This window comes from uncultured Muriicola sp. (assembly GCF_947258935.1).
GTDB lineage: Bacteria > Bacteroidota > Bacteroidia > Flavobacteriales > Flavobacteriaceae > Muriicola.
The window spans coordinates 5,028-8,632 of the sequence record NZ_CAMYKH010000109.1 but is presented as its reverse complement, the minus strand read 5'-3'; the positions used below and the strand labels follow the sequence as shown (position 1 = coordinate 8,632).

The following is a 3,605-nucleotide window of genomic DNA, read 5'->3' as shown; positions in this document are numbered from 1 at the left end:
TTGGGGGTTGATCTATATGGAAAGTATAGCAATATTGCTTCTGCCACCGCAGCCGGTTTTGAATTTACTGAGATCGGAATTAAAGTAAAGTGGGCAATTACAAAGGCTCCTTTATTCAATAAGAAACTTCTTGCCCTGAAGTAAAATTTACAACAAGTTTAATCGGCGCATTAGCTCGGGTCTGTTAGACCTGCTAATAGGGATCACGCTCTTATCAATGAGAACACTATTATCTTCAATATCGATGATCTTTGTGAAGTTGATGATATAAGAGCGGTGTATTTGAAGAAAGAGTTCTTCCGGAAGTTTTTCCTTTATCTTTTTCAGGGTATTATGAACCCTGTGAGTCTCTTTGGTGGTCTTTACGTCTATATAATCTCCTTTAGCTTCAATAAACAAGATCTCATCAAAGGTTAGCTTAATAAGTCGCCTGTCTATATTGATATACAGATCTTCTCCAACCCCGGTTGCATTCCCTTCAGAAGCGCTCAATGCAGGTTGTTTCTGCAAAGAATTCTTAACTTTTTGAATAGATTTTGCAAATCGTTCCGGTGAGATAGGTTTTACCAGATAATCTACTATAGCTTCGTACTCATATGCCTCAATGGCAAAATTGGTATCGGAGGTAGTAAGAACAATTTTAGGTGGATTCTTAAGTGTTTGAACAAAATCGAATCCCGTGAACCCCGGCATATGGATATCCAGAAAAACAAGATCTATCGTCTGTTGGTTCAGGAACTTAATAGCATCTATGGCATTAGGAAACTCTTCAATAACATCCAATTCAGGATAGGAAGTACATAACTGGGCTACAATAGCCCTGGCAGCAGCTTCATCGTCAATAATAATACAGGTCATGGTCAAATGGTATTTAAGTAGGATTCTATAGTATCTAAAATGCTTTTAAATTTTGGTGCTAGGCTGGTGTTTCCTTTATTTAGCTCTTCTTCATAGAACACGGACAGGCCATATGCTTTTTCCATGCCTAAAATATTGAGCTTGTGCTTTAATTTATGCACTATTAATGCTGTCTCCTTTGTTTTAGAGGCATTTAGTGATTGATAATATTCTTCCTTTTCAATTGGAAATTCATCCTTTAAGATAGCAATAAATTTATTTTTAAAAATCTCATCGTTCCCTGATAATTTCTCAATGTATGTCAAATTTGGCTGCTCCATACTTATTTTTTTAGGGTAAAATAAAAAGTAGTTCCTTCGCCAACTTTGCTATCTAACCAGATCTCTCCGTCATAGATGTCAACTATCTTTTTGACAATGGAAAGGCCTATCCCGGTTGAGCGTTCCTTTGTACCGATGGACTGAAAGATCTTAAATATTTTTTGATGATACTCCTTTGGGATTCCGGTTCCATTGTCTTTAATAGAAAATTCCCAATGGTCCTTCTTCTCGGCTACATCAATGCCTACAATTCCTTCTTCCTTGTCAATATTTATAACCGCATTGCTGATCAAATTTTGAAATAGCTGGTGCATTTTAGTAGAATCTGCCTGCAAGACAGGAAGTGGGTTCATGATGATGACGCTAACATGATCTGGAATAAATATAATATCCCGTATCTCATTTACGACCTGGTTGAGGTCTATTGCTGTTTCTTCTAAGGTTTCACTTTTTATACTGGAATATTTAAGGATACCGTCTATCAGTTTATCCATACCCTCTACCTTTTCCTGCATCATTTGCAAATTGAATATTCCGGTGTCATCTAAAATATCCTTGTAATCATCATGCAACCAGGTGGCAAGTGCACTGATACTTCGCAAGGGCGATTTCAGGTCATGAGACACAATATGGGCATATTCCTGTAATCCCAGATTACTCGATTCTAATTCTTTTAATAGCAGTTCTTTTTGGAGCTCTAAATTCTTTTGCGCTGTTATATCTAAATGGATCCCTATAGAACCTACTACGACTCCTCCTTCATCATAACGCGGTGCACCACTGATCAGCCAGTAGCGGAGCTCATTATTTTTTGTTTTTACCCGGATCTCATATGAGTCAGATTTTCCTTCTATTCGTTCTTTTCCTTTTTCAAGTATGATCTTTTTTTCCTGAACTTTCAGCATTTCAACGGCCTTCTTTCCAAGCAGTTCTTTCTCGGAATAACCGCTCATAGTACAAAAGCTTTGGTTTACTAACTGTATAACGTCCTTATTATCTACTTCAATTAGGCCGAGATTCATATTTGCAATAATGCTCCAGTATTTTTCTTTCTGGATCTCCAAATTCTGTTTGTAATTCTTACGAATGGTTACATCATTATATGTCCATAAATGACCTTTATATATGCCATCTGAGAAAATGGGGATATAATCGCGTTCCAGGATGCGTCCGTCCTGCATTTCAAGTTCATCAGACAAGACCACCTTTTTATCTTTTAAGATATTATTGATCCTTTTAACAAAGCCTTTAGGATCCTTAAAATGATGCTTATTTTCCTCGGCTGCATTGGTGCAGTCCGCTCCCTTTAATTGATCAGGAGTAACTGGTATCTGAAAGATGTCACAAAAACGTTGATTGGTGAGTGAAATGGCTCTATTCTCATTTTCCAGCAATACCCCTGTTTGCAGGTTTGTGATCAGAGTAGACAATCTGTTCTCTGAGGCTTTGATCTTTTCTTCTGCCTCCTTTTCCTTGGTTATATCTTCAACTATAGCAACTTCATAGGCAATGGCACCGGAGGGATCTCTGACGGCGCTGACGGAGGTCTTGGCAAGAATTGTATCGCCCGCTTTTGTGAAATAATGTTTAATAATGGAAAAATTGTCAATTTCTCCCTTATTCATGGCCGATTGGTAACCCTTGGAAATTTTGTGATCTTCTGGCTCTGAGATATCCTTTACAGTCAGTTTCTTTAATTCCGAATCTGTATATCCAATGAGATCAGAAAATGCTTTGTTCACTTTTATAAAGATACTGCCTACCGTTAAAACGATTCCGAGAGGAGAATTCTGTACGATTATATCGAGTTGTTTTTTCTGTTCAGATAACAGAGCTTCCACCTCACTTTCCTTGGTGATATCCCTAATAATTCCTTGAGCCGCAATAGGATTTCTATTCTTGTCATAGATCAGGCTACTATTCACTTGAATGAAATGAACAGAATTATCTTTTGCCAGGATCTTGGCTTTGTAGTTCTTTAGAGTACCAACTTCATATAGTTGTTGAAAGGATTCCCTGGTGTATTGAATATAATCTGGATGTACAAGTTGTTGTAGGTTTATCTTTTCTTCGGTGTGATCATACCCTAATAGCTGGGTAGCAGCCGCATTCATGCGGATCACATTTCCCTCAATATCCATGACCAGGTAGGGGTCAATAATATTAATAAAAACGCCTTCTAATTCAGAAGTTTTCTCACTGAGCAGATTTTCCAGACGTTCATTGGTTTCTTTTAATTGTCTTGACGTACTGTAAAGTTCCTGAGATTTTTCCTCCAGAATCTTTTCGGCCTGAAGTCTTGCTTTTTTCTGGCGTTCCAGCGCCTTTTTAAGCAATTCTACTTCCTTGTTATCCATGCTGGACAATATCAAATTTCACTTCCGTTCCATCTTCCTTTAAGAGCTCATATGATATTTGAGCGCTTCT

3 protein-coding genes are annotated in these 3,605 nt (G+C 37.7%); all 3 read right to left on the bottom strand.

The window, feature by feature from the left end:
* Positions 1–147 precede the first annotated feature (147 nt).
* Genes Q0X72_RS13075 through Q0X72_RS13065 form a run of 3 tightly spaced genes read right to left on the bottom strand, consistent with a single transcriptional unit; the run spans position 148 to position 3,535 of the window.
* A complete protein-coding gene (locus Q0X72_RS13075; protein WP_297766273.1) occupies positions 148–858 on the bottom strand; it encodes a LytTR family DNA-binding domain-containing protein in 711 nt (236 codons plus the stop codon).
* A gap of 2 nt (positions 859–860) precedes the next feature.
* On the bottom strand, positions 861–1,178 hold the full coding sequence (locus tag Q0X72_RS13070; RefSeq protein WP_297766270.1) for an Hpt domain-containing protein: 318 nt from the start codon (positions 1,176–1,178) through the stop codon (positions 861–863).
* A 2-nt stretch (positions 1,179–1,180) separates the two neighbouring features.
* Positions 1,181–3,535 carry a PAS domain-containing sensor histidine kinase gene (locus tag Q0X72_RS13065; RefSeq protein ID WP_297766268.1) on the bottom strand — a complete coding sequence of 785 codons (2,355 nt, stop codon included), beginning with the start codon at positions 3,533–3,535 and terminating at the stop codon, positions 1,181–1,183.
* Positions 3,536–3,605 lie beyond the last annotated feature (70 nt).

Excerpts from the sequence above, each read along its gene's own strand:
- Q0X72_RS13075 (WP_297766273.1), bottom strand. The coding sequence starts at position 858 with ATGACCTGTATTATTATTGACGATGAAGCTGCTGCCAGGGCTATTGTA.
- Q0X72_RS13065 (WP_297766268.1), bottom strand. The coding sequence starts at position 3,535 with ATGGATAACAAGGAAGTAGAATTGCTTAAAAAGGCGCTGGAACGCCAG.
- Q0X72_RS13070 (WP_297766270.1), bottom strand. The coding sequence starts at position 1,178 with ATGGAGCAGCCAAATTTGACATACATTGAGAAATTATCAGGGAACGAT.